At 41.1% G+C, this 24536-nt stretch carries 23 protein-coding genes; 12 read left to right on the top strand and 11 right to left on the bottom strand.

The genetic code is table 11. From position 1 onward, the window contains the following. Positions 1–85: 85 nt before the first annotated feature. From MS_RS02555 to MS_RS02535, 5 genes are all read right to left on the bottom strand, one after another. Complete coding sequence (locus MS_RS02555) at positions 86–724, bottom strand: bifunctional 4-hydroxy-2-oxoglutarate aldolase/2-dehydro-3-deoxy-phosphogluconate aldolase (protein ID WP_011199725.1); 639 nt, start codon at positions 722–724, stop codon at positions 86–88. Positions 725–772: 48 nt separating this feature from the next. Further along, positions 773–1711 (bottom strand): sugar kinase, encoded by a 939-nt coding sequence (locus tag MS_RS02550; RefSeq protein WP_011199724.1) that lies wholly within the window; start codon positions 1709–1711, stop codon positions 773–775. 10 nt (positions 1712–1721) lie between these two features. Continuing rightward, entirely contained in the window at positions 1722–3125 is a 1404-nt protein-coding gene (uxaC, locus tag MS_RS02545) for a glucuronate isomerase (protein ID WP_011199723.1), read from the bottom strand. Between the two features lie 13 nt (positions 3126–3138). Continuing rightward, positions 3139–3984, bottom strand: a complete 846-nt coding sequence (locus tag MS_RS02540) for an SDR family oxidoreductase (RefSeq protein ID WP_041639556.1) — start codon at positions 3982–3984, stop codon at positions 3139–3141. A 62-nt stretch (positions 3985–4046) separates the two neighbouring features. Further along, on the bottom strand, positions 4047–5033 hold the full coding sequence (locus MS_RS02535; RefSeq protein WP_041639555.1) for a TRAP transporter substrate-binding protein: 987 nt from the start codon (positions 5031–5033) through the stop codon (positions 4047–4049). Positions 5034–5273: 240 nt separating this feature from the next. On the opposite strand from MS_RS02535, the gene MS_RS02530 reads away from it, so the two are divergent. From MS_RS02530 to fis, 9 genes are all read left to right on the top strand, one after another. Continuing rightward, positions 5274–5765: a TRAP transporter small permease gene (locus MS_RS02530; RefSeq protein ID WP_011199720.1), complete on the top strand. Its 492-nt coding sequence runs from the start codon at positions 5274–5276 to the stop codon at positions 5763–5765. Positions 5766–5776: 11 nt separating this feature from the next. Continuing rightward, on the top strand, positions 5777–7078 hold the full coding sequence (locus MS_RS02525; RefSeq protein ID WP_011199719.1) for a TRAP transporter large permease: 1302 nt from the start codon (positions 5777–5779) through the stop codon (positions 7076–7078). 19 nt (positions 7079–7097) lie between these two features. Beyond that, positions 7098–9488: a glycoside hydrolase family 31 protein gene (locus tag MS_RS02520; protein WP_011199718.1), complete on the top strand. Its 2391-nt coding sequence runs from the start codon at positions 7098–7100 to the stop codon at positions 9486–9488. 2 nt (positions 9489–9490) lie between these two features. After that, the gene (locus tag MS_RS02515; protein WP_011199717.1) at positions 9491–10246 is read left to right on the top strand and encodes an FCD domain-containing protein; all 756 of its coding nucleotides are present in this window, start codon (positions 9491–9493) and stop codon (positions 10244–10246) included. 32 nt (positions 10247–10278) lie between these two features. Beyond that, positions 10279–11463 carry a mannonate dehydratase gene (gene uxuA, locus MS_RS02510; protein ID WP_011199716.1) on the top strand — a complete coding sequence of 395 codons (1185 nt, stop codon included), beginning with the start codon at positions 10279–10281 and terminating at the stop codon, positions 11461–11463. Between the two features lie 68 nt (positions 11464–11531). Beyond that, positions 11532–12419 (top strand): DMT family transporter, encoded by an 888-nt coding sequence (locus MS_RS02505; protein WP_011199714.1) that lies wholly within the window; start codon positions 11532–11534, stop codon positions 12417–12419. A 59-nt stretch (positions 12420–12478) separates the two neighbouring features. After that, positions 12479–13360, top strand: coding sequence for a 50S ribosomal protein L11 methyltransferase (gene prmA / locus MS_RS02500; protein ID WP_011199712.1), 882 nt, complete (start codon positions 12479–12481; stop codon positions 13358–13360). Between the two features lie 141 nt (positions 13361–13501). Further along, a complete protein-coding gene (dusB, locus tag MS_RS02495) occupies positions 13502–14473 on the top strand; it encodes a tRNA dihydrouridine synthase DusB (RefSeq protein ID WP_041639553.1) in 972 nt (323 codons plus the stop codon). 6 nt (positions 14474–14479) lie between these two features. Further along, on the top strand, positions 14480–14779 hold the full coding sequence (gene fis / locus MS_RS02490; RefSeq protein ID WP_011199710.1) for a DNA-binding transcriptional regulator Fis: 300 nt from the start codon (positions 14480–14482) through the stop codon (positions 14777–14779). An 86-nt stretch (positions 14780–14865) separates the two neighbouring features. Here the strand turns inward: fis and MS_RS02485 are convergent, their stop codons facing one another. From MS_RS02485 to MS_RS02460, 6 genes are all read right to left on the bottom strand, one after another. Next, positions 14866–16353, bottom strand: coding sequence for a UxaA family hydrolase (locus tag MS_RS02485; protein WP_011199709.1), 1488 nt, complete (start codon positions 16351–16353; stop codon positions 14866–14868). Between the two features lie 12 nt (positions 16354–16365). After that, positions 16366–17823 (bottom strand): tagaturonate reductase, encoded by a 1458-nt coding sequence (locus MS_RS02480; RefSeq protein ID WP_011199708.1) that lies wholly within the window; start codon positions 17821–17823, stop codon positions 16366–16368. 24 nt (positions 17824–17847) lie between these two features. Beyond that, positions 17848–19140 (bottom strand): TRAP transporter large permease, encoded by a 1293-nt coding sequence (locus MS_RS02475; protein WP_011199707.1) that lies wholly within the window; start codon positions 19138–19140, stop codon positions 17848–17850. Positions 19141–19143: 3 nt separating this feature from the next. Continuing rightward, the gene (locus tag MS_RS02470; RefSeq protein WP_011199706.1) at positions 19144–19632 is read right to left on the bottom strand and encodes a TRAP transporter small permease; all 489 of its coding nucleotides are present in this window, start codon (positions 19630–19632) and stop codon (positions 19144–19146) included. A 56-nt stretch (positions 19633–19688) separates the two neighbouring features. Beyond that, positions 19689–20675: a C4-dicarboxylate TRAP transporter substrate-binding protein gene (locus tag MS_RS02465; protein WP_011199705.1), complete on the bottom strand. Its 987-nt coding sequence runs from the start codon at positions 20673–20675 to the stop codon at positions 19689–19691. Between the two features lie 148 nt (positions 20676–20823). After that, positions 20824–21831: a zinc-binding alcohol dehydrogenase family protein gene (locus tag MS_RS02460; RefSeq protein ID WP_011199704.1), complete on the bottom strand. Its 1008-nt coding sequence runs from the start codon at positions 21829–21831 to the stop codon at positions 20824–20826. 144 nt (positions 21832–21975) lie between these two features. On the opposite strand from MS_RS02460, the gene MS_RS02455 reads away from it, so the two are divergent. The 3 genes from MS_RS02455 to MS_RS02445 are packed head-to-tail and all read left to right on the top strand — an operon-like array spanning position 21976 to position 24523. After that, positions 21976–22887, top strand: coding sequence for a GntR family transcriptional regulator (locus MS_RS02455; protein WP_041639550.1), 912 nt, complete (start codon positions 21976–21978; stop codon positions 22885–22887). A gap of 23 nt (positions 22888–22910) precedes the next feature. Beyond that, complete coding sequence (gene xerC / locus MS_RS02450) at positions 22911–23798, top strand: tyrosine recombinase XerC (protein WP_011199702.1); 888 nt, start codon at positions 22911–22913, stop codon at positions 23796–23798. A gap of 8 nt (positions 23799–23806) precedes the next feature. Beyond that, positions 23807–24523 (top strand): HAD-IA family hydrolase, encoded by a 717-nt coding sequence (locus tag MS_RS02445; protein ID WP_011199701.1) that lies wholly within the window; start codon positions 23807–23809, stop codon positions 24521–24523. Positions 24524–24536 lie beyond the last annotated feature (13 nt).

Raw genomic sequence — 24536 nt, 5'->3', positions numbered from 1 at the left:
ACCGGGGATTTTGAAACGTAACCCACTTAAATTCCATCGGTGGCCCCAAAAGTGCGGTCGTTTTTTCGCTGTTTTTGCAATAGGTTTAACGAACCAATTCAACCGCTTCCCGCACCAGACGCCCGATTTCAGCCCAGTTTTTCGCTTTAATCAAGGCTTTATCCACAAACCAAGAACCGCCGCAAGCCACCACATTAGGAATAGTAAGGTAGTCTTTAATATTTGCCGTGCTGATGCCGCCTGTCGGCATAATTTGCAGGTTCGCGTAAGGACCAAGCAGCGCTTTTATCATTTTCACCCCGCCACTGGCTTCCGCCGGGAAAAATTTAACGGCATTAATACTCAGTTCCAACGCCGCTTCAATCGCCGTCGGATTATTAACTCCCGGCGTAATCGGCAACTCTAATTGCTGACACAGCTTAACAATATTCGGGTTGAAGCCCGGCGTGACGATACAATCCGCTCCGGCATTCTTGGCCGCCACCACCTGCGCCGGGGTCAATACCGTGCCGGCGGCAATCAGTACATCGGGAAAATGTTGGCGGGTTAAGCGAATGGCTTCCTCGCCCGCCGCCGAGCGAAAAGTGATTTCCGCCACCGGTAAACCGTTTTCCGATAAGGTTTTCACTAACGGAATAATATCCTGCGCCTCCTCTACCGCAATCACCGGTATCACTTTTAATGCGCTGAATTTTTCAATAATCTGTTCGGTTGTATAAGCCATAATTTCTTTACCTTTAATTTAAAAAAGAGGATGTTAACGCCCGTTGGGTTAAGCAAATGCATTGCGTAAGTGTTCGGTGGCGGATTTTTCAATAATCGCCCCTTGATGTTGAATCACAATACCCGCTAATTGATTGCCTTGTTTACAGCACTCATTAAGCGGTTTACCCTGCAAATAGCCCACCAGAAAACCGGCGTTAAACGAATCGCCCGCCGAAGTGGTATCCACGACATGTTCGACCGGAATAGTCGGCACAAAGGTTTGCTTGCCCTTTTCACATACGGTTGCACCAAGGCGGCCTTGTTTTACGATGATTTTCGGAATATTAAATGAGGATAAACGCGTAATGGTGGCTTGTTCGTCATTATCCGCCCACAACATGGCTTCGTCATCAAAGGTGACTAATGCCACATCTACCAACGGCAACAAGGCTTTATAACAGTTCTGTGCTTGTTCCCGACTGTCCCAAAGTGCCGGACGGAAGTTGCTGTCAAACGCGATTTCCAACCCGGATTTTTTTAACTCGCCGAGCTGTTCAATCAGTAAAGTGCGGTCGTTTTCCGGCAAGATTGCCAGACTTATACCGCTTAGATAAATCATATCCGTATTTTTTAATGCCGATAAAACCCGATTATAATCGGGGTGTTGCAATAAATAACGGGCGGCGGATTGGTTACGCCAATATAAAAACGTGCGCTCGCCTTGTTTATCCAATTGAATTAAATACAAACCGGCCGAACGCTTTTCATCCCGCAATACTAGATCCGTATTTATCCCGTCCGCTTGCCAGCGCTCAATCATCCCTTGGCTGAGTTTGTCCGTACCCAGAGCAGACACATAACCGACATTAAGTTTTTCCGGTGAAGCGACCCGTGCCGCATAGGTTGCCGTATTCAGGGTATCGCCGCCGTAAGTCTGACGCATCACACCGAACGGCTCACCGTTGAGCTCTATCATGCATTCACCGATTAGGGTGAGGTTTTTCATAGATTATCCCTCATTTAAAGTAAGCTTTGGCATTATCAAAACAAATATTTTTCACCATATTTCCCAGTAAATTCATATCGTTAGGCGCTTCGCCGTTGACTACCCATCGACCTATCATTTCACAAAGGATCCGACGGAAATATTCATGACGGGTATAGGATAAGAAACTGCGCGAATCCGTCAGCATCCCCACAAACTGGCTAAGTAAGCCAAGTTGTGAAAGTTGCTGTAATTGACGTTCCATACCGTCTTTCTGATCGTTAAACCACCAACCGGAACCGAACTGGATTTTTCCGGCTATACCGCCGGTTTGGAAATTACCAATCATGGTAGCAATCATTTCATTATCGCGGGGATTTAAACAATACAGAATAGTTTTAGGCAATTGGTTGTTTTGATCCATCGCATCCAATAAACGGGAAAGCTGTTCGGCAAAAGTGCGATCGGCAATGGAATCAAAACCGCTGTCCGCACCAAGCAATTTGAACATTCGGGTATTATTGTTGCGCAGAGCGCCGATATGCATTTGCATAACCCAGTTGCGTTTACAGTATTCGGCACCTAACCATACCAAAAGTGCGGTCGAAAATTGGGAAATTTGTAATTCCGTTAGAGGTTGCTCATTACGACGCAATTGCAAAATCCGATCCAGCTCTTTTTCATCGGGAACGGGTGCAAAACGTACGATTTCCATACCCTGATCGGCAGATTTACAACCCCGTTTATCAAAGTGATCCAGACGTTTGGATAAGGCTTTTTTCAATGAATCGAAACCGTTAATTTCCGTATCGGAGACTTGCTCCAACTGCTTGATATAGTCATTGAATTGCGGCAATTCGATTTTTACCGCTTTATCCGGTCGCCAACTCGGCGCCACTTCAATATCAAAATCACGGTCCTCCGCTATAGCTTTATGGTACTCAAGGCTGTCTATCGGATCATCCGTCGTACCAGAAAATTTCACATTCATTTGCCGCATGATTCCGCGGGCGGAAAATTCCGGTTGTTGTAATAATTCGTTACATTCTTGCCAGATTTTATCCGCACTTTGCGGATTAAATAAGGTATTGGTAATACCAAAAGGACGACGCAGTTCCAAATGCGTCCAATGGTAAATAGGGTTACCGATACATAAGGGAACGGTTTTGGCCCAGGCCTGATATTTCTCGTAATTTGAGGCGTTTCCTGTAATCAGATTCTCATCAACTCCCGCAGACCGCATAGCTCGCCATTTATAATGGTCACCGGCTAACCAGATTTCAGTCAAATCTTTAAATTGGCGATTCTCCGCAATTTCTTTCGGCGGTAAATGACAGTGATAGTCAAAAATCGGCTGATCTTTTGCGTAATCATAATAGAGCGTACGTGCTACATCATTAGACAGCAAAAAATCCTCATCCATAAATTGTTTCATGGGGAGATCCTCCTTAAACGCCGCTGTAAGCGGAAAAACCGCCGTCAATCGGCAATACGACACCATTAATAAAGCTGGCGTATTCTTCATCCATCAAAAATAAAATACCGCCCATTAATTCCTTCGCTTCACCAAAACGTCCCATCGGGGTGTTAGTCAGAATTTTATGCGCCCGAGCGGTAGGATTATCTTGTTCGTCAAATAATAACGCGCGATTTTGGTTGCTTACCAAAAATCCCGGCGCAATGGCGTTACAACGAATACCTACATGGGAAAAGTGAACGGCAAGCCATTGGGTAAAGTTGCTGATTGCGGCTTTAGCACCGGAATAAGCCGGAATTTTCGTTAACGGCGTATAAGCGTTCATGCTGGAAATATTGATAATATTTGCGCCTTTTTTACCCACCATATCTTTGGCAAATACCTGTGTCGGCAGCAATGTACCTAAATAATTTAAATTAAAAACAAACTCAATACCCGATTTGTCCAAATCGAAGAAGGATTTGGTCGTCGGCGGCAAATCCAGCTCGTGAAATTCATTGTCCGTGGTGGCTTTCGGATTATTACCTCCGGCGCCGTTAATCAAAATATCACAGGTCCCGAAATCGGCTGCAATGGCATCACGGGTTTGTTTGATACTGTCTAATTCCAATACGTTTGTTTTATAAGCTTTTGCGATATAACCTTGGGCATTGATTTCGTCGGCAAATTTTTGGGCGGATTCAAGGTTAATATCGAGTAACGCCACTTTCGCCCCGGTTTTGGCAATCTCTTTTGCAAAATAGGCGCAAAGTACACCGCCGGCTCCTGTAATCACCACTACTTTATCTTTAAAATTATGTTTTTTTGCCAATGTCATTTTATCTTTCTCCATATACCAAAAATTAAAGGGCATGGTTATCATGCCCTAATCGTTCATTATTATCGTGCCGCATCAATTTTTTGCACAATCGGTCCGATAACCGGATCCGCAAGCGCTTTATCATGCATTGGTTTTACCGCATCCACGAACGGTTGTTTATCCACTTTAACGAATTCTACTCCCATCGTATCTTTTGCTTTTTGAATTTCTTCTTCAGTAGCTTTAGCCCAAAGATCTTTATGGCTCATCATGGAATTATCCGCCGCCTCTTTCACAATTTTTTGTTGTTCCGGCGTTAATTTACCCCAGGATTTTTCACTGATTAACAGAACATCCGGAATAATCGTGTGTTCATCTTCACTATAAAATTTTGCCACTTCACCGTGACGCATTAAAGTCAAAGCGGTCGGATTATTTTCGGCGGCATCAACAACGCCTTGTTGGAGCGCGGTATAAAGTTCGCCGAATGCCAACGGTGTAGCCGACGCCCCCATTAATTTCATCATTTCCAATGCGCTTGGGCTCGGTTGTACGCGTACTTTCAGTCCTTTTAAATCGGCCGGAGTTTTAATTGGTTTCTTCGCATAAAAACTGCGGGAACCGGCATCATAATAAGTTAAACCGATAAATCCTTTGCCTTTTGTGGAATCCAAAATTTTTCCACCGATTTCAGGATCCCGTAAGACCTTATAATAATGTTCAGAATCTTTAAATAAGTACGGAACGTTAAATGCGCCATATATCGGTTCAAACGCTTCCAGTTCGCTGGCGTTGGATTTCGCCATATCAAGGGAGCCCGACTGAATTAATTCCATTGATTCCCGTTGGTTGCCTAATTGACTGTTAGGGTAAATACGGATAACCACTTCGCCGTCGGTTAATTTTTTAACTTCGTCAGCCATGGCTTGCATAGAAATATGCACCGGGTGGGTTTTGTCATTATTGTGGCTTAATTTCAGCGTCGTTTTCGCCGATACCGAAAAAGACACGGTTGCCGCCAGTAAACCGCTAATTGCTAACGTAAGTACTTTCTTCTTCATAAACATATGTAGATTCTCCATACAAAGAATGGGTGGGATGTCGATAGTTTTCCTCCTATCATTTGCGGCAAATGGTATACCAAAATAATAATTGGCTCTATATCTTTTATTTAAAACTGTGAATAAGATCACAAAACAGACAAAAACAACAAAAAATAAATATTATTTTTCTATAAAAACAGTATATTGGTTTACCAATTTAAGAATAAATTTCGTAAATAATGATTAATCTTTAAGGAGAAGATTATGACTAAGTTCATTTCTCTGTTAGAGCGCATTTTAGCCGTTTTCTGTGTCGTACTATGTATTGCGCTGGTTATTTCCGTCGTATGGCAGGTTTTTTCACGTTATGTATTGAACGCACCGAGTACCGTCACGGATGAACTCGCTCGCTTCCTGTTTATTTGGGTAGGGCTGGTCGGTGCCGCTTACGGGTTAGGAAAAAAGAAACATCTCGCCATTGATTTATTATTAATGAAACTCGAAGCTTCGCCTAAAAAGTACGCTTTTCTTCAACTCATTATTAATCTAATCAGTATATTTTTTATTACGGTGATCATGTGCTACGGTGGTATGAAACTGGTACTCGACACTATTGCCGCAGGTCAGATCTCTCCCGTTCTGGGTATTCAAATGGGGCTGGTTTATCTTGCTCTACCCGTTAGCGGATTCTTTATGCTTATATTTTCGGCAAGAGATTTATTCGCCGAACTCCGTCAACTTTCAGCGCAAAATTAAAGGAGCCTTATATGGAATGGACAACAATTATCACTTTAGCCGGTAGTTTTTTCTTGTTACTGGCTATTGGTGTACCAATTTCTTTTGCCATTGGCGTGTCATCATTAATTACCATTATGCTGGCAATTCCTTTTGATGCGGCCATTGCGGTAATTTCGCAAAAAATGGCCTCCGGTTTAGACAGTTTCTCGTTGCTTGCTATTCCCTTCTTTATTCTGGCGGGTAATATTATGAACCGAGGCGGTATCGCATTACGTCTTATTGAATTTGCCAAAGTATTGGGCGGACGCTTACCCGGTTCTTTAGCCCATGTAAATGTGTTGGCCAACATGATGTTCGGCTCAATTTCCGGTTCGGCGGTCGCGGCGGCGGCTGCAGTGGGCGGGACAATGGCTCCGCTGCAAAAGAAAGAAGGTTATGATCCGGCATTTTCCGCCGCGGTAAATATTACCTCTTCACCGACAGGCTTATTGATTCCCCCGAGTAATACCTTCATCGTTTACTCTCTGATTTCCGGCGGTACCTCAATCGGCGCATTATTCTTAGCGGGTTACATTCCGGGGATTTTAATGGGTTTAGGGATCATGATCATCGCCTACTTTATTGCGAAGAAAAATAAATATCCCGTTTCACCGAAACCGACCTTTAAAGAAGTGACTCATCGCACTTTAGATGCATTACCGAGTTTAGGACTAGTCGTCGTCATCATCGGCGGTATCATTGCCGGCATTTTTACCGCTACGGAAGCTTCCGCCATTGCCGTTGTTTATACTCTGATTCTTTCCATGGTTATCTATAAGGAAATTTCACTGAAAGAATTACCGCAGATTATCCTTGATGCCATGACCACAACTTCAATTGTATTGTTATTAATCGGCGCATCCATGGGTATGTCCTGGGCGATGGCGAATGCGGATATTCCTTATACCATTAGTGATGCCTTATTAAGCGTTTCGGAAAATCCTATTGTTATTTTATTAATTATCAACTTAACGTTATTAATCGTGGGTACCTTTATGGATATGACACCCGCATTATTAATTTTCACCCCGATTTTTTTACCAATCGTAACCGAATTAGGTATGGATCCGGTACATTTCGGTATTTTAATGGCATTTAACTTATCAATCGGTATCTGCACGCCGCCTGTGGGTTCAACCCTGTTCGTCGGCTGTTCCGTAGCCGGCGTAAAAATTGATAAAGTCATTAAACCGTTGCTTCCTTTCTATGCAATACTGATTTTAACCCTATTCCTTGTAACATTCCTGCCGCAATTAAGCTTATGGTTGCCACAAACATTACTCGGCTATTGATTAAAAAAGGATATATGTCATGAAAACATTAAAACAGGCTAAGTTTCTAAAACAGGAAGGCAACCGGATTGATATTCAATGCGAACGGGATTATGTGCTACATCTTTTCGTACTGGAACAGGATATTATCCGGGTTGCGTTCACACGCAAAAATTCCTTCAAATTAGACCGCACTTGGGCCATTTCTCCTAATTGTGAGGATGTGCCTTTTGCAGGCAGAGAACGTTTTTCAACGGAAGGTTTTTCGTTGCCTACTTATCAATTAAACTTTGAGCATGATGTCATAGAAATCGTCACCGAAAAGTTAAAAGTCCGCGTTCACCAACCGCTTACTCTTGAATGGCAATACAATAAAGACGGTAACTGGTTGCCGTTAATTCAGGAGCGTAAAACCGGAGCTTACTTATTCGGCATAAATAATAATAAAATTTCCCATTTCATTGAGCGCAGCCTTGACGAAAATTGCTATGGTTTAGGAGAAAAAGCCGGCGACTTAAACCGTAAAGGCCGTCGTTTCGAAATGCGTAATCTCGACGCCATGGGTTACAACGCGGAAAAAACCGATCCGCTTTACAAGCACGTCCCTTTCTATATCACCCGCAAGAATGACGTCAGCTACGGAATTTATTACGATAATCTCGCCCAATGCTGGTTTGATTTAGGCAACGAACTGGATAACTACCATATCGCTTATAAAAGTTATCGCGCGGAAGACGGGGATATGGACTACTACGTTATTCTCGGCCCAAGCACGTTAGAAGTAACCAAAAAATACACCGCACTTACCGGCGGCACTATTTTTGGTCCTCGCTGGGGACTCGGTTATAGCGGTTCCACTATGAGCTATACGGATGCGGAGGATGCCCAAGAACAGCTTAAAAAATTCGTAGACCTATGTAAAGAACATGATATCCCCTGCGATTCATTCCAACTATCATCGGGTTACACCTCAATTAACGGCAAACGTTACGTATTTAACTGGAACTACGACAAAATTCCGGAACCGTTGAAAATGTCGGGCTACTTCCGTGATGCGGGAATGCAATTGGCGGCTAATATCAAACCTTGCATGCTGCAAGATCACCCGCGATATAAAGAAGCCCAGGAACTCGGTTTATTTATTAAAGATTCCGAAAGCGAGCTACCCGAACGTTCCGTATTCTGGGACGATGAAGGCTCGCATTTAGATTTCACCAATCCCGCAACCGTACAATGGTGGAAAGATAATATTAAAGAACAGCTGTTAGAACGCGGTATCGGTTCAACCTGGAACGATAACAATGAGTTTGAAATTTGGGATGACAACGCAAAATGCGTCGGTTTCGGCAAAGAAACGCCGATAAAACTCATCCGTCCGTTACATCCGCTATTAATGATGAAAGCCTCTTATGAGGCGCAAAAAGAGTTTGCGCCTCATCAGCGTCCGTATCTGATTTCCCGTTCCGGCTGTGCCGGTATGAACCGCTACGTGCAAACCTGGTCGGGGGATAACAGAACCAACTGGACGACCTTACGTTATAACATTCGCATGGGATTAGGTATGAGTTTATCCGGGCTATATAATGTCGGTCATGATGTGGGCGGTTTTTCCGGAGACAAACCGGAACCCGAATTATTCGTTCGCTGGGTTCAAAACGGTATAATGCATCCGCGCTTTACCATCCATTCCTGGAACGATGACAAAACCGTAAATGAGCCTTGGATGTACCCCGCTGTAACCAATATTATTCGTGATACAATTAAATTACGTTATAAGTTGATGCCGTATATTTACAATGCGTTCTGGCAATCTCATCAGGATCTTGAACCTATGTTGCGCCCGACATTCTTAGATCACGAACATGATATGAAGACCTATGAGGAAACCGACGACTACCTATTCGGGAAAGATTTATTAGTGGCTTCGGTAGTGGAAAAAGGTCAACGTCAACGCGAAGTTTACTTACCGCAAAATAATGCCGGTTGGTATGATTTCCATGCCCATACTTATTATGAGGCGGGTCAGACCGTGACCGTCGGTGCGCCGCTGGAACGACTTCCGTTATTTGTAAAAGCGGGGGCAATCTTACCGTTATCGGAAAGAACGGCTTATAGTTGTGCAAAACAAGATACTTCTAGAGAATTACTGGTCTTTCCGTTTATTCGGGAAGGCGAGGCCACATCAACGATTTTTGATGACGACGGCGAAACCTATCGATATCAACATAACGGCTACTTACAATTAACGCTGAAATTAAGTTGTAACAAAGATAGCGTTAATTTAAACATTCAAAAACAAGGGACCTGGACACCTGCTTATAATGCGTTAAAAATTACTTTACCGGAGACCGAAACAAGACCGTTAACTGTTAACGGTAAAGTATTTAAATCCGGTACGGAATTAAGTTTAGGAGATATTAAAGAGAGTTAAAAATGACGGATAATGCAGAATTACGCTCATATAAAAAAATCGGTTCAATCTTAAAACAGGAACTAATTGACGGTCTTTACCAAATAGGTGAAAGATTACCGCCTGAGCGAGATCTCGCAGAAAAAATGAATGTCAGTCGCACAGTGGTTCGTGAGGCTATCATTATGCTTGAATTGGAAAATTTAGTGGAAGTGCGAAAAGGTTCGGGCGTATATGTTATCAATATGCCCCTGACATCGGAAGAAAATCAGGATGACACTTATGAAGACGTCGGACCGTTTGAACTTTTACAGGCAAGACAGTTATTAGAAAGCGGTATTGCGGAATTCGCCGCCATTCAAGCCACTCGTAGCGATATTTTAAGATTGAAAGAAATCCTGAATAAAGAACGAATGACCTTAGCCGAAGACGACAAAGATTATACTGCCGATGAAGAGTTTCATAGTGCGATTGCCGAAATTACACAAAATGAAATTCTGATTAAATTGCAAAAGGAGCTCTGGAAATATCGGACGAAGTCATCCATGTGGCAGGGATTACATGCCCATATTACTGATCAGGAATACCGTAAATCCTGGCTTCAGGATCATCAGAATATTTTGAACGGCATTCAACGAAAAAATCCCGCACTTGCAAAAAAAGCAATGTGGCAGCACTTAGAAAACGTAAAACAAAAGTTATTTGAGTTATCCGACATTGAAGATCCGGATTTTGACGGTTTCCTATTTAGTGTAAATCCGGTTGTAGTCGGACTTTAAATAAACATACCCTAATTAAATAAGGAGTTTTTATGGAACAAACATGGCGTTGGTACGGACCGAATGATCCCGTCTCTTTAGCCGATATTCGTCAGGCGGGTGCAACCGGCATTGTGAATGCCCTTCACCATATTCCGAATGGACAAGTCTGGTCGGTTGAAGAAATTGAAAAACGTAAGGCAATTATCGAGGCTGCCGGGCTAACCTGGTCGGTAGTTGAAAGTGTGCCGGTTCACGAAGAAATTAAAACCCAAACGGGCAATTACAAAACCTGGATTGAAAATTATAAACAAACCTTACGCAATCTTGCTCAATGCGGCATTGATACCGTTTGTTACAACTTTATGCCGGTGCTGGACTGGACCCGTACCGATCTTGCCTATGAACTGCCGGACGGTTCAAAAGCGTTACGTTTTGATCAAATTGCTTTTGCCGCATTCGAACTGCATATTTTAAAACGTCCCGGTGCGGAACAAACTTATACTGCAGAAGAACAAAAACAAGCCAAAGCCTATTTTGATAAAATGTCGGATGCGGATATTAAACAATTAACCAGTAATATTATCGCCGGTTTACCCGGTGCGGAAGAAGGTTACACCTTAGAGGAATTCCAAGGCCAATTGGATCGCTATAAAGATATTTCGCCGGAAAAATTCCGTACCCATTTGGCATATTTCTTAAACGAAATCATTCCTGTAGCACAGGAAGTGGGTATTAAAATGGCGGTTCACCCCGATGATCCTCCGCGTCCGATTTTAGGTTTACCGCGTATCGTTTCCACCATTGAAGATATGCAATGGTACGTGGACACTTGCGATTTACCGGCTAACGGTTTCACTATGTGTACCGGTTCTTACGGCGTTCGGGCGGACAATGATTTAGTCAAAATGACCGAGAAATTCGGTGATCGCATTTATTTTGCGCATTTACGTTCAACCTGCCGTGAAGATAATCCGTTGACCTTCCATGAAGCGGCGCATTTGCAGGGCGATGTAGACATGTTTAATGTGGTAAAAGCCTTATTAACGGAAGAATATCGCCGCAAAGCCAACGGTGAAACCCGTTTAATCCCGATGCGCCCGGATCACGGTCATCAAATGCTTGACGACTTGAAGAAAAAAACCAATCCCGGCTATTCGGCAATCGGCCGTTTAAAAGGTTTAGCCGAATTCCGCGGTTTGGAAATGGCATTGAAAAAAGTCTTTTTTGAAAAATAACCCGTTAAAAACAATAGACCGCACAATAAAAGTGCGGTCGGTTTTTTCGAAATTTTTTAAGGTGCCTTATGCTACAAAAATATCGCGGTGAAATAATCCTTTTCATCGTTTCGCTTATCGCCGCTTCAGGCTGGTTCTTTTCAAAATTTTCAATGGCGGAATTTCCCGCCTTAGGATTTATCGGATTACGTTTTTTCCTGGCTGCAATCTTCTTTTTCCCCCTTGCTTATCCGCAATTGAAACGACTCGATAAACCGCAGCTGATTAAATCAGCCTTGGTCGGATTATGTTATGCGGTGTATATCATGTTATGGATGTTAGGATTGATTAACAGCGCCCACTTTGGCGAAGGCGCCTTTCTGGTCAGCCTGTCGATGTTGATTGCGCCGTTACTATCCTGGTTGATATTCGGACATCTTCCCTATAAATCATTCTGGCTCGCATTACCCGCCGCATTTACCGGCCTCTATTTACTTTCGTCGGGAAAAGGCGGTCTACATTTTTCTTTCGGCAGTTTAATATTTCTGATTTCCTCGCTAGTAGCCGCCCTCTATTTTGTTCTCAACAATCAATATGCCAGAGACATCCCCGTCCTTTCCTTCACTACGATTCAGTTATTTATTGTGGGTACATGCTGCGGAACCCTTTCGATTCTATTTGAACAATGGCCTACATCCATTTCGATGACTGCTTGGGGATGGTTTCTGTGCAGTCTCGTTATCGCCACCAATCTTCGTATGCTGCTACAAACCTACGGACAAAAATACTGCCATGTCGCCACGGCGGCAATTATTATGATCCTTGAACCGGTATGGACGCTATTTTTCAGCATACTCATACTGGGTGAACGACTCACCCTTCACAAAGCTTTCGGCTGCCTGTCTATTCTTGCCGCCATAATGATTTATCGATTACCGGCAATATTAAGAAATCAAGCGTCAGCAAACAAAGAATAGCTGCTTGCCGGCAAAACTATGCTAAAATTCACCGCACTTTTTAGAGAGAGGAATTTTAAATGGCTTGGGTACAAATCAGATTAAACAGTACAAATGAAAAAGCGGAAACAATTAGTGATTATTTAGAGGAAATCGGTTCTGTGTCCGTAACCTTTATGGACAGCCAAGACACGCCTATTTTCGAGCCGTTACCGGGTGAAACCCGTCTGTGGGGAAATACCGATGTGATTGCGCTTTTTGATGCGGAAACCGATATGCAGCAGATTGTCCGTTTATTGCGACAGGAAGGACATCTTGATGAAAATACCGCCTATAAAATCGAACAAATTGAAGATAAAGATTGGGAACGGGAATGGATGGATAATTTTCACCCGATGCAATTCGGCAAGCGTTTATGGATTTGTCCGAGCTGGCGCGAAGTGCCGGATCCGAATGCGGTAAATGTGATGCTTGACCCGGGTCTTGCTTTCGGGACGGGTACGCATCCGACTACGGCGCTTTGTTTAGAATGGTTAGACGGTTTAGATCTTGCGGGAAAAACTGTGATCGATTTCGGCTGCGGATCAGGTATTTTAGCCATCGCCGCCCTTAAATTAGGTGCCAAAGAAGCTATCGGTATCGATATCGATCCTCAAGCGATTCTGGCAAGCCGTAATAATGCGGAACAAAACGGCGTTGCGGATCGCCTGAAACTTTATCTTTCCGAAGATAAACCCGCCAATATGAAAGCGGAAGTTGTGGTTGCCAATATTCTTGCCGGACCGCTGAAAGAACTGTATCCGGTAATCAGCGAATTAGTGAAAGAAAAGGGCAATCTCGGGCTGTCCGGCATTCTTGCCACACAAGCGGAATCGGTTTGCGAAGCCTATCAGGCTAAATTTGACCTCGACGCGGTAGTTGAGCGCGAAGAATGGTGTCGTATTACAGGAAAACTAAAATAATTTCAATCCTAAAAGAGCTAATTTTTTATAAATTTGTATAAAAAATATGCTTTTCAAACGGGGTAAAAATGCGTATTATAGCACCCCTTGCCGTATACAGGGCGAGGAAGGGTGTTATCTACTTTAAGGGGAATAGAAAAGGTGCGAATTGGTTCTTATCAACTGAAAAATCGCATTTTGCTGGCTCCGATGGCAGGTATTACCGACCAACCGTTTCGAAAATTATGTGCGGCCTATGGTGCCGGACTTACGTTTTCAGAAATGATGTCAACTAATCCGCAAGTTTGGCATACGGAAAAATCCCGTTTACGCTTGGCTCATCACCAAGCTGCAGGAATTAATGCAGTTCAGATTGCAGGTTCTGATCCGAAAGAAATAGCGAAAGCAGCACAAATTAATGTGGATTACGGCGCCGAAATTATTGATATTAATATGGGATGCCCGGCCAAGAAAGTAAACCGTAAAATGGCAGGTTCCGCCCTATTGCAATATCCCGATTTAGTGCGTCAAATTCTTGAACATGTTGTTAACGCAGTTAGTGTCCCGGTGACGTTAAAAATACGGACGGGTTGGAATAAAGAACATCGAAACTGTGTTGAAATCGCAAAAATAGCAGAACAAAGCGGTATTCAGGCATTAACTATTCATGGACGTACTCGTGAATGCTTATTTGAGGGGAATGCCGAATACGACAATATTAAAGCGGTAAAACGACAGGTATCAATTCCTGTTATTGCAAACGGAGATATAACATCAGCGGAAAAAGCTAAATCCGTACTTGAATATACGGGGGCGGATGCGGTAATGATTGGACGTGGAGCATTAGGTAATCCCTGGTTATTTAAATCGGTGGAAAGCCTAGTTGAAACAGGTTCAATAGTTTTTGAACCAAGTCTGGACGAAAAGTGCGGTGTAATTTTGCAACATATTCAATCGCTTCATCAATTTTACGGTGAAGAAAAAGGATATCGCATTGCACGCAAACACGTCGCTTGGTATTTGCAAGGAATTCAACCTAGTTCCAATTTTAAACAGACTTTTAATGCAATAACAGAACCACAAGAACAGTTAATTGCATTGGAAGAGTTTTTTAATTCAATTCGCAATGGATAAACAACAATGTTAGAGCAACAACGTAGTCCTTCTGATGCATTAACAGTATCAGTATTAAATTCTCAATCTCAAGTGACTAATAAACCACTTCGTGACTCAGTAAAACAAGCGTTAAGAAACTATTTATCACAATTAGATGGTCAAGACGTGAATGATCTTTATGAATTAGTATTAGCTGAAGTTGAACATCCAATGCTAGACATGATTATGCAATATACGCGCGGTAATCAAACTCGTGCGGCAACTATGTTAGGTATCAACCGCGGTACATTACGTAAAAAATTAAAAAAATACGGTATGGGTTAGTCCTTCACAACAGTTCTAAATTTTAAACGAAAGCCTCTGTTAAAGAGGCTTTTTTGTTGTAAATAAGTCGTTTTTATTATGATTCCTTAAAGCGTCACACCACTTTTGAAAATAGCCAGTTCGCGGAATTCGTTGATTTCATTTTTCGTCGGTTTGCCGTTTACAATTTCAACCACTAAATTAATAAAATCTTTTAATAATTCCTGCATGCTCATATCATAAACCAAACGTCCGGCATCAAAGTCGATCCAATGTTTTTTCTTCAGAGCGAGCTCACTGTTAGTGGCAATTTTCATGGTCGGGACAAAACCGCCGTAAGGCGTGCCGCGACCGGTGGAAAACAATACCATATGACAACCCGCTCCGGCTAAAGCGCTGGTTGCAACAGCATCATTACCGGGCGCACTTAATAAATTCAAACCTTGAATTGTTAACCGCTCGCCATATTTCAACACATCAACCACTTGGCTATGCCCTGCTTTTTGCGTACAACCAAGGGATTTGTCTTCCAGCGTGGTGATTCCTCCGGCTTTGTTTCCCGGGGATGGGTTTTCATAAATAGGTTGGTTATGTTCAATGAAATATTTTTTGAAATCATTCACCATGTCCACCGTTTTTTGGAACGTCTCTTCGTCTTTACAATGACTCATCAGAATACGTTCCGCCCCGAACATTTCCGGTACTTCGGTAAGCACGGTCGTACCGCCGTGACTAATCAAATAATCGGAAAAATGTCCTAACATCGGGTTTGCCGTAATACCGGAAAAACCGTCCGAACCGCCACATTCCAAACCGAATTTGACTTCACTTAATTTGCCTGTTTCGCGACGGTCTTGACGCATTTCCCGATAAAGCTGTTGTAGCAACTCAACACCCTGCTCAACCTCATCATCATAATGTTGTGAAATCATAAATTTCACCCGGTTTTCATCATATTCGCCTAAGCTTTCTTTGAATGCACCGACCTGATTATTCTCACAACCTAAACCAATCACTAATACCGCGCCCGCATTAGGGTGTTTCACCATATTTTGCAGCATAGTTTTGGTATTTTCATGATCATCGCCTAATTGAGAGCAACCGTAACTGTGATTAAAAGTGAATACGCCGTCAATATCGTTTAAATCGTTAAGTTGCATAAAACGCTTTTTAATCAGGTTAGCAATACCCACTACGCAACCCACCGTCGGCACAATCCAAAGCTCATTACGGATGCCGATATCGCCGTTTTTACGGCGATAAATCTGCACTTCCCGATCCGGCATTTGTTCGGAAAGTGCGGTCGATTCCGGCAAATATTTGTAATCGTTAATGTCTTTCAGATTGGTTTTTACATTATGCGTATGGATATGTTCGCCCGGTTCAATATGACGTAATGCATGACCAATCGGATAACCGTATTTAACGACATCCTGATTTTTAGCCACAGCGGTCAAAGCGAACTTGTGTCCCCGTCCGATATTCTCTTTTAATTCGATTTGTTGCCCGTCAACATCTAATAATGTGCAGGAGGCTAAATCCTGTAACGCGACCGCCACATTATCTTGCCGGTGAATTTTGATAAACTGCTTCATATCAATCTCCGCTTAATCAACGCAATATTCGCGAAGTGCTTGGCGCATACCTTTTTCTAAAATAGCTTCTAGCTGTTGAGTGACGGTTTCGACTAACTGAGGAATCGTCGTTAAATCTTGTTCCCAATGCGCTTCTTGTTTTAATACATGATGCACAAGTTGGAATAACGAAATCTCACCCGCAGCCTGTTCTTGCCACCAGGTTTTAAAATTCACCAACCAATGTTCGTCATCTTGCAAAGGAATCGTCTGTCCGTCCCGTTCGCCGCGATAAAAAGCAATAAGCGCCGCTAAGGCAAAGGTCAAGTGCGGTGGTAATTTTCCGAATTTTTCGACATAAGAAATCAATTGCGGCAAATTACGAGTGCGATATTTTGTCATGCTATTCAAAGAAATAGATAACAACTGATGTTGAATAAACGGATTTTGGAAACGTTTAATCACCGCGTCGGCAAATTGCTGCAACTCATCTTGCGGTAGGGAGAGCACAGGAATAATTTCTTTATCCATGGTGCTTTTTACAAAACGACAAAGTTCTGCATCATTCATAGCTTCCCCCACCGTATTCACGCCCGCCATATAAGCTACCGGAACAAGTGCGGTATGCGCGCCGTTTAAAATAGCCACTTTGCGTTCTTTGTACGGTCTGATGTCATCGACAATTAATACATTCAAATCCACTTGGTCTAAACGCAATAATTGCGCTAAAGATTTCGGGCCTTGAATTACAAATAAATGAAAATGTTCCGCGGTATCTAAGAAGGTATCTTTATAGCCCAGTTCCGCTTCCAATTCTGCCGCTTCAGCACGCGGATAACCGGTAACAATACGATCCACCAAAGTCGAGCAGAACGTATTGGCAGTCTCTAACCATTGAATAAATTCGGCGGATAAATTCCATTCTTTGGCATATTTAAATACCAGTTCTTTTAATTGTTCGCCGTTATAATCAATTAATTCGCACGGCAATAAAATAAAGCCTTTGTCTTTATCACCATTTACCACGGAGAAGCGTTCATATAATAAACGGGTAAGTTTGGCAGGATAACTCACTTGCGGACGGTCATCAAATTTATCGTCCGCATGATAACTAATACCCGCTTCAGTGGTGTTAGAAAAAATAAATTTAATTTCTAAGTTATGGGCTAATTGTAAATATTCGTCATAACTTTGATAAATATTAATTTCATTATTAACCGAACGAATAATACGGCTTTCTTTAACTTTATTTCCGTTTTCATCTAAACCGCGAATAATCGTAGTATAAAGCCCGTCTTGCGTATTTAATGACGGCGGAAAATCCGTATTAATCGGACGAATAATCGTCACCCCTGCATTTAAATCCGTTTTTTCATTTAAAATATCAATTTGCCAATCAATAAAGGCGCGTAAGAAGTTACCTTCACCGAATTGAATGATTTTGGTTGGGTGTTGGCGGCCGGGGAAATTTGTTCTATTTAAAAGTTTCATGAATATTTATCCTTAATATGTTAATTATTGTGCTACGCCATAAACTAAGTTTGGTAACCATGTTGTGATTGTCGGGATATAAGTTAAAAGAACAAGTTCTAATAAAAGTAAGCCCCAGAATGGAAGCACATCTTTAATAAATTTCTCAATCGGAACTTCAGTAATTGAACAGGTGGTAAACATTACTGTACCTAATGGCGGGGTAATTGTTCCGATTGCACCATTAAAAATAAACACAATACCAAAATGGATTGGATCAATACCGTATGAATGTGCAATCGGGGCAAGCAACGGGGCTAATACGATCATAATCGCATTACCTTCTAAAAACATACCTAAGACTAATAATGCGACATTCACTAGCATCAAAAATGCTATTGGACTATCTACCACCGTTGTCATCCAACTCGCAAGAGCCTGTGGAACACGCTCCCAAGTTAAGAATTTTGAAAATGCAACGGCGACACAAATAATTAATAGTACGTTTGCCGCACCTAATGCCGATTCACGCGTTGCTAACCATAATTTCTTAGCATCCATATTGCGGTAAATAAACATACCAAGGATAAGCGCATAAATAACCGCCACCGCACCAGCTTCCGTAGGCGTAAATACCCCCATACGGATGCCGCCGATAATGATAATCGGAAGTAAAAGTGCTAATACGGCATCTTTTGCCGAAACAATGACTTCTTTGCAACTTGCACGTTTTTCACGGATAGGTAAATAGCCTCGTTTTTTAGAAATGATTGACACTAAGATCATCATTAGAATACAGAGCATTGTACCCGGAACGACACCGGCCAAGAATAAGCGACCAATAGAAACATTATTGACATAACCGTAAATAATCATCGCAATGCCAGGCGGAATAATAGGTGTGATTAATGAACCTGCTGCAGTTACCGCTGCTGAAAATGATGCACTATAACCACGAGCAACCATTTGTGGTACAAGCAATTTAGAGTTCATTGCCGCATCGGCAATATTTGAACCGGATAAACCACCCATTAATGTACTTAATGCAACGTTTACTTGCGCTAAACCGCCGTTCATATGACCGGTAAGTACTTCACAGAATTTTAATAACCGCTCACTAATCCCTGTATGGTTCATAAAGACACCGGCCATAATAAAGAATGGTATTGCAAGCAATGTGACACTTTCTAATCCACCCGCTAAACGTTGAATTAAAATAACCATTGGTTGATGGCTCATTAAGAAATAAGTCAGCGTAGAACAGAAAATACAAAATGCAACCGGCGTACCAATAACAAAGAGAATCAATAAAATTGAAATAGGAATGATCACGTCCATAACTTAATTCCTTTTGTTTATTTTGAAGTAGTACACAATTTTTCTTAACTCGTAATAGAGCATAAATAGCGCACTAATCGGGATGATGGCGTAAATATAGACATAAGAAATTTGTAATGCCGGTGTAAAACGCATTTTTGACATAGGTAATAATTTAAAGCCTAAATAGATCATAAAGCCTAAACAAAAAATCATAATTAAGGGCTGAATGACGCCATCAATAAAATTTGCTACTTTTGCCGGAATCTTTGTTAATAAATAATCAATACGGATTAATTCATTATTTTTACATAATGCACTTGACGCCAGAAATGTAAACCAAATGAAAAATACGACGCAGATTTCTTCGACCCAGGCACTCGGCGTATTTAAGAAATATCTCATTACAACGCCGTAACCCGATAGAAGTACAATTAAAGCTAAGAAAAAGGATGCTAAAATCTCATCAATATCACTTAGCCAAAATTTCTTTTTGCTTATTGGCATATTCATACGACAACCTCTTTAAAAGAAGGTATCCGCCATAATGGATACCTTGGTTGGACAGATTAGAATTGCTCTAATTTTTCTTGAACGTTTTTATATAAATTCGGAGACCATTCAGGGAAACCGTTTGAAATTACCCCACCTACTGACTGTTCAAAGACCGGTAAATCAACTTCATTAATCGTCACGCCTGCAGCTTTTAATTTATCTAATGCGTCCTTCTCCGCCTCATTAATTAAACCGGCCCCATAAACCACCATTTCTCTGCTGGTATCTACGATAATTTGTTGTTGCTCCGGTGTTAGGGTATTCCAAAATGCGGTACCCGCCACAAATGGAGACATATGTTTAGTATGAGCGGTTAAACTTAAGTTTTTAGCTACTTCATAGAATTTACCGCCAAACAAAACAACAGCAGGGTTCTCTAAACCGTCAATAATGCCTTCGGATAATCCGGGATAAACATCAGACAATGACATCGGTGTCGGAACGCCCCCCATTGCTTTAATAGTTTCAAGGAATAAACGCGAATGTTGAACCCGTACTTTTACGCCTTTCAGATCAGCCGGTTTTGTTACCCGTTTTTTAGTTAATAAATGACGAGTACCATAAACCACATCCGGAACTATAATATGAATATCATTTTGATCTAATTTAGCACTTAAATCTTTAAACCAATCGGATTGTAATAATTTTGATTTTTTCTCAAAAGATTGACTAATGTATGGCGCATTAATTACACCTAGATCCGGTACAATATCCATCAACGCACCATAATCGCTGATTGTAATAATATTTGAACCGAATTTAGCTTGTTCCATTACTTCCGTTTCACTGCCTAATTGACTTGACGGGAATAATTTAAAAACAATATCACCATTAGATTTCTCTTTTACTTTATCCGCCCAAAAATGCATGGCCTTATCAATTGGTTCACCCGGTTGATTACCATAGGCAACCATAATTTCAGTTTCTGCCTGAGCATTAATCGTAAATCCTAATAAACCAACGGAAAGAATAGTTTTTATTGATTTAGAGAATAATTTCATATTGTCCTCACATAATTGATGATGGTAGATAATAACCGTATAGGTACTGCTATAAACTCATAGTTACTGTAATTAAAAATTTTATAAGTAAATAAGAAAATGTATCAAAATCCGTTACATATCATATTTATCTGTTTTTTATCTGCTTTTAATACAAAACGACACTCTTGATAAGAGATTGGTTTTTCGTAATCTTCTCTTCGTAAATTTCAGCTAATTCGTCATATTTGAATGTATGTGTAAGCATCATATTGGCTGAAATTTTTCTTTCAGACATTAAATGTTGTACCTTTTCGAAGTCTTCTAAAGTGGCATTACGACTTCCCATAAGTGTCGTTTCTTTTTTATGGAAATCAGGATCACTAAATTCAATTGTTCCCTTATGCAGCCCGACAAAAACTATCCGTCCGCCATGACGAATTAGATTAACAGCATTATTCATTGCTTTCTGATTACCCGTTGCGTCAATAACGATTTGCGGTAAACGCCCATTAAAATAATCTTCAACTTTTTCATTAATCGGATTAACTGTTGGCACAGGAATATTTGCCTGAATATGTTTACGGCGCTCCTCGCTTGTATCTGCAATAACCACATTTGCACCATCCGCATGTGCAATAGCTGCGGCACCAAGCCCTATAGGACCCGCACCAACAATAAGGACATCATCACCCTTTGTTATCTGCGCACGTCTTACGGCGTGCGCACTAATTGCAAAAGGCTCAATTAATGCAGCAGTAGTAAAATCAACAGAATCAGCAATTGGAAGAATATTTTTAGCAGGTGCTGTTAAATATTCACTGAAAGCACCATCTTGGTGAACACCAATTACAGAAATGTTTTCACAACAATTCGTTTTACCGCTTAAGCAAGCACCGCATTTACCGCAAGAAACGTAAGGAATTAAGGCGACCCGCTGCCCTACTTTAAATTTATCAACATTTTTGCCAAGTTCCGTTATAACACCGCTTGCTTCATGACCTAATACGCGAGGATATTCAAAGAAAGGCTGATTTCCCGCATAGGCATGAATATCCGTACCGCAAATACCGATTGCAGCAACTTTTAATTGCACTTCTTCGTCTTTAGGTTGTGGCTTTGCTCTTTCTTCAAGTATTAAATGAAAAGGTTCTTTACATACTAATGATCGCATCATGATTTACCTCTGTTTACGAAATAATTAAATTGCGCAAATAATATTCAACTAATTTTTTATTGAGTTCTTATTTTCTTTGTATTAATGTGATCGAAGGATAAGTTTAATGTTTTTTAAGTGTTTTTTATTAAAAATAAGGATAATATGAGCAGAGACTTAAATCTAAGACAAGATATAATAAATCAGATGATTGATGATATATCATCAGATCTATTAACGTCACCATTACCTTCATTATCAGCTTTAGCTACTCTGTATAATGTAAGCAGAACAACAATTAGGCATGCCATAACTTATTTAACAGAGCAAAAAATTATCAATAGAATTGATGCTCAATTAATAATCACAAAAAAACCTTCGGCAGATGATAAAATTACGTATATCAAAATTAAAAAGCCGGGAAATAATCAGATAAAAAAATTAGAAAAATATTTCAGTTCGGCTGTTCAACAAAAAATTATTAAACCTGGAGACGATTTTACCGAGCTGGAACTGGCAAAAAATGCAAATGTGGATATTTTTACTGTACGAGAATATTTAATTCAATTTTCCCGTTTTAATCTCATATCACATATTTCTGCCGGAAAATGGAGATTAACTAAGCTGACTCAACATTATGCGGATAAATTATTTGAATTAAGAGAAATGCTGGAATGTCACGCCCTAAATTGTTTCATGAATCTGCCTAAAAATGATATTCGTTGGAAACAAATGAAACTTCTACTGCAAGAACATAGAATTCTCAGAAATAATATAGTAGAAAAATATGTGGACTTTTCTCTGCTTGATCAACAATTACATTCTCTTATTCTATCGGCAGCTGATAATCCATTTATAAACGACTTTATAAATTTGATTTCTGTAATTTTTCACTTTCATTATCAATGGGATAATAGTAATTTACGTACAAGAAATATCCTTGCCGTAGAAGAACATTTAGCCATCTTAGTCAAAATCGTAAGCCAGGATGATTTAGGTGCCATTACGGAATTAAAAAGACATTTACAGACGGCTAAAAACGGATTAATGAATAGCATTCGATTAATGAATAACTAATAAGTTTAAAAATGGGATAATTCATGCAAACCTACTTACAAAAATATTGGAACTATTTACGTAACGAACGTCAGGTAAGTTCTTATACTTTAACCAATTATCAGCGCCAAATGGATGCTGTGATGAAAATCCTGCAGGAAAATGATATTCAAAACTGGCGGCAGGTTTCGCCGAGTGTCGTGCGTTTTATTCTTGCGCAAAGTAAAAAATCCGGGTTGCATGAGAAAAGTCTTGCGTTGCGCCTCTCGGCATTGCGCCAATTTCTCGCTTTTTTGGTGCTTCAGGGAGAACTGAAAGTAAATCCTGCAATAGGTATTTCCGCACCAAAACAGGGCAAACATTTGCCTAAAAATATCAATGCCGAACAACTCAACAAATTACTCGATAACAACAGCAAAGAACCCATTGATTTGCGCGATAAAGCGATGTTGGAATTAATGTACAGTTCCGGATTGCGATTATCCGAATTACAGGGATTAAACTTAACCAGCTTAAATTTTCGTTCACGGGAAATTCGAGTCTTAGGGAAAGGAAATAAAGAACGGATTTTGCCGTTTGGCCGTCACGCCTCTCACTCGGTACAGGAATGGCTGAAAGTCCGTCTGCTTTTTAATCCGAAAGACGATGCTTTATTTGTAAGTTCGCTGGGGAATCGAATGTCAAACCGTTCCATTCAAAAACGAATGGAAATCTGGGGCGTTCGCCAAGGATTAAACAGCCATTTGAATCCCCATAAACTGCGACACTCCTTTGCAACGCAAATGCTGGAAGCCAGTTCCGATTTACGTGCGGTACAAGAATTATTAGGTCACAGCAATCTTTCTACCACACAAATTTATACGCACTTAAATTTTCAGCACTTAGCCGAAGTATATGATCAGGCTCACCCGAGAGCTAAGCGTCGCAAATAGGAAATTTCATGAAATTTTACCGCACTTTAGAAGATTTTAAGGTTATCTCTTTTGATTTGGACGATACGCTTTATGATAATTCGCAGGTTATTTTAGATGCGGAGCGGCATTCGGTGGATTTTTTACGGGAAATCAGTCAAATTCCGCAATTGGACGGCGGTTATTGGCGGTATTGGAAAAATAAAACCGCACTGGATTTTCCGCTTTTGGCGGAAGATGTCACCCAATGGCGAATAAAAACTATCGTCGAGTTGTTGCGGGCTCATCAAAAAAGTGCGGTCGAAATTGAGCGAATTTCTCATGCGGCAATGGAAGATTTCTTTGAATGGCGGCATAAAATGCAGGTACCGCAGCAAAGTTTTGAAGTATTAAATAAATTGAAGAGACAGTATAAATTAGCCGCATTAACCAACGGAAACGTAACGCCGTCAAGAGCGGGGTTTGATCAGTTCGAATTAGTACTCACCGGCGGTGTGCAAGGGCGGGCAAAGCCCCATCAGGATCTATTCCGCCAGACCGCCGGCTACTTTAATGTGCGGCCCCATGAAATTTTACACGTAGGCGATAATTTAGTCACAGATGTGCAAGGCGCCATTCAAGCGGGTTGTCAGGCAGTTTGGATTAATTTATCCGACAAAAAAATTCAGCATTTCAGTGAGGCGACATTAGTACCTACGTTCGAAATCACTGATTTAAATGAGTTGCTGTTCTTCCGCAATCTGTAGATAAATAAAGCCT

Source organism: [Mannheimia] succiniciproducens MBEL55E, assembly GCF_000007745.1.
GTDB lineage: Bacteria > Pseudomonadota > Gammaproteobacteria > Enterobacterales > Pasteurellaceae > Basfia > Basfia succiniciproducens.
Note: the sequence above shows the minus strand (reverse complement) of the source record. Positions and strands in the feature narration are given on the sequence as shown.

What these genes read in the sequence shown, in the direction of transcription:
- MS_RS02525 (WP_011199719.1), top strand. Translation starts at nt 5,777, where the DNA reads ATGGAATGGACAACAATTATCACTTTAGCCGGTAGTTTTTTCTTGTTA.
- uxuA (WP_011199716.1), top strand. Translation starts at nt 10,279, where the DNA reads ATGGAACAAACATGGCGTTGGTACGGACCGAATGATCCCGTCTCTTTA.
- MS_RS02465 (WP_011199705.1), bottom strand. Translation starts at nt 20,675, where the DNA reads ATGAAATTATTCTCTAAATCAATAAAAACTATTCTTTCCGTTGGTTTA.
- MS_RS02460 (WP_011199704.1), bottom strand. Translation starts at nt 21,831, where the DNA reads ATGATGCGATCATTAGTATGTAAAGAACCTTTTCATTTAATACTTGAA.
- MS_RS02515 (WP_011199717.1), top strand. Translation starts at nt 9,491, where the DNA reads ATGACGGATAATGCAGAATTACGCTCATATAAAAAAATCGGTTCAATC.
- MS_RS02530 (WP_011199720.1), top strand. Translation starts at nt 5,274, where the DNA reads ATGACTAAGTTCATTTCTCTGTTAGAGCGCATTTTAGCCGTTTTCTGT.
- MS_RS02455 (WP_041639550.1), top strand. Translation starts at nt 21,976, where the DNA reads ATGAGCAGAGACTTAAATCTAAGACAAGATATAATAAATCAGATGATT.
- uxaC (WP_011199723.1), bottom strand. Translation starts at nt 3,125, where the DNA reads ATGAAACAATTTATGGATGAGGATTTTTTGCTGTCTAATGATGTAGCA.
- MS_RS02475 (WP_011199707.1), bottom strand. Translation starts at nt 19,140, where the DNA reads ATGGACGTGATCATTCCTATTTCAATTTTATTGATTCTCTTTGTTATT.
- prmA (WP_011199712.1), top strand. Translation starts at nt 12,479, where the DNA reads ATGGCTTGGGTACAAATCAGATTAAACAGTACAAATGAAAAAGCGGAA.
- MS_RS02480 (WP_011199708.1), bottom strand. Translation starts at nt 17,823, where the DNA reads ATGAAACTTTTAAATAGAACAAATTTCCCCGGCCGCCAACACCCAACC.
- MS_RS02505 (WP_011199714.1), top strand. Translation starts at nt 11,532, where the DNA reads ATGCTACAAAAATATCGCGGTGAAATAATCCTTTTCATCGTTTCGCTT.
- fis (WP_011199710.1), top strand. Translation starts at nt 14,480, where the DNA reads ATGTTAGAGCAACAACGTAGTCCTTCTGATGCATTAACAGTATCAGTA.
- MS_RS02520 (WP_011199718.1), top strand. Translation starts at nt 7,098, where the DNA reads ATGAAAACATTAAAACAGGCTAAGTTTCTAAAACAGGAAGGCAACCGG.
- MS_RS02555 (WP_011199725.1), bottom strand. Translation starts at nt 724, where the DNA reads ATGGCTTATACAACCGAACAGATTATTGAAAAATTCAGCGCATTAAAA.
- MS_RS02470 (WP_011199706.1), bottom strand. Translation starts at nt 19,632, where the DNA reads ATGAATATGCCAATAAGCAAAAAGAAATTTTGGCTAAGTGATATTGAT.
- MS_RS02550 (WP_011199724.1), bottom strand. Translation starts at nt 1,711, where the DNA reads ATGAAAAACCTCACCCTAATCGGTGAATGCATGATAGAGCTCAACGGT.
- MS_RS02540 (WP_041639556.1), bottom strand. Translation starts at nt 3,984, where the DNA reads ATGACATTGGCAAAAAAACATAATTTTAAAGATAAAGTAGTGGTGATT.
- MS_RS02485 (WP_011199709.1), bottom strand. Translation starts at nt 16,353, where the DNA reads ATGAAGCAGTTTATCAAAATTCACCGGCAAGATAATGTGGCGGTCGCG.
- xerC (WP_011199702.1), top strand. Translation starts at nt 22,911, where the DNA reads ATGCAAACCTACTTACAAAAATATTGGAACTATTTACGTAACGAACGT.
- MS_RS02445 (WP_011199701.1), top strand. Translation starts at nt 23,807, where the DNA reads ATGAAATTTTACCGCACTTTAGAAGATTTTAAGGTTATCTCTTTTGAT.
- MS_RS02535 (WP_041639555.1), bottom strand. Translation starts at nt 5,033, where the DNA reads ATGTTTATGAAGAAGAAAGTACTTACGTTAGCAATTAGCGGTTTACTG.